Origin of the sequence: Streptomyces sp. NPDC058052 (genome assembly GCF_042885515.1) — a bacterium.
Taxonomy (GTDB): domain Bacteria; phylum Actinomycetota; class Actinomycetes; order Streptomycetales; family Streptomycetaceae; genus Streptomyces.
In genome coordinates, this window is sequence record NZ_JBHVRX010000096.1 from 1 (window position 1) to 1,140 (window position 1,140).

General features: G+C 48.6%; 1 tRNA gene and 1 rRNA gene. Both read right to left on the reverse strand.

The window, feature by feature from the left end:
- Nucleotides 1-882, reverse strand: a 16S ribosomal RNA gene (locus tag ACFVU3_RS40165); the annotation flags it as partial.
- 116 nt (nucleotides 883-998) lie between these two features.
- A tRNA-Gly gene (locus tag ACFVU3_RS40170) sits at nucleotides 999-1,072 on the reverse strand.
- Nucleotides 1,073-1,140 lie beyond the last annotated feature (68 nt).

The following is a 1,140-nucleotide window of genomic DNA, read 5'->3' on the forward strand; positions in this document are numbered from 1 at the left end:
CTTAATGCGTTAGCTGCAGCACTAAGGGGCGGAAACCCCCTAACACTTAGCACTCATCGTTTACGGCGTGGACTACCAGGGTATCTAATCCTGTTTGATCCCCACGCTTTCGCACATCAGCGTCAGTTACAGACCAGAAAGTCGCCTTCGCCACTGGTGTTCCTCCATATCTCTGCGCATTTCACCGCTACACATGGAATTCCACTTTCCTCTTCTGCACTCAAGTTTTCCAGTTTCCAATGACCCTCCACGGTTGAGCCGTGGGCTTTCACATCAGACTTAAAAAACCGCCTACGCGCGCTTTACGCCCAATAATTCCGGATAACGCTTGCCACCTACGTATTACCGCGGCTGCTGGCACGTAGTTAGCCGTGGCTTTCTGATTAGGTACCGTCAAGACGTGCATAGTTACTTACACATTTGTTCTTCCCTAATAACAGAGTTTTACGATCCGAAGACCTTCTTCACTCACGCGGCGTTGCTCCGTCAGGCTTTCGCCCATTGCGGAAGATTCCCTACTGCTGCCTCCCGTAGGAGTCTGGACCGTGTCTCAGTTCCAGTGTGGCCGATCACCCTCTCAGGTCGGCTACGCATCGTTGCCTTGGTAAGCCGTTACCTTACCAACTAGCTAATGCGGCGCGGATCCATCTATAAGTGACAGCAAGACCGTCTTTCACTGTTGAACCATGCGGTTCAACATGTTATCCGGTATTAGCTCCGGTTTCCCGAAGTTATCCCAGTCTTATAGGTAGGTTATCCACGTGTTACTCACCCGTCCGCCGCTAACGTCAGAGGAGCAAGCTCCTCGTCTGTTCGCTCGACTTGCATGTATTAGGCACGCCGCCAGCGTTCATCCTGAGCCAGGATCAAACTCTCCATAAAAAATTATGATGTTTGATTAGCTCATAAATACTAAATAGTTTGTAACGTTTCGTTACGTTTATTGGAATTAACGTTGACATATTGTCATTCAGTTTTCAATGTTCATAAATATTAAATGGAGCGGGTGATGGGAATCGAACCCACAACATCAGCTTGGAAGGCTGAGGTTTTGCCATTAAACTACACCCGCGTGTAGTATTAAATATATGATTTGGTGCGGCCGAGAGGACTTGAACCTCCACGGGATTAACTCCCACT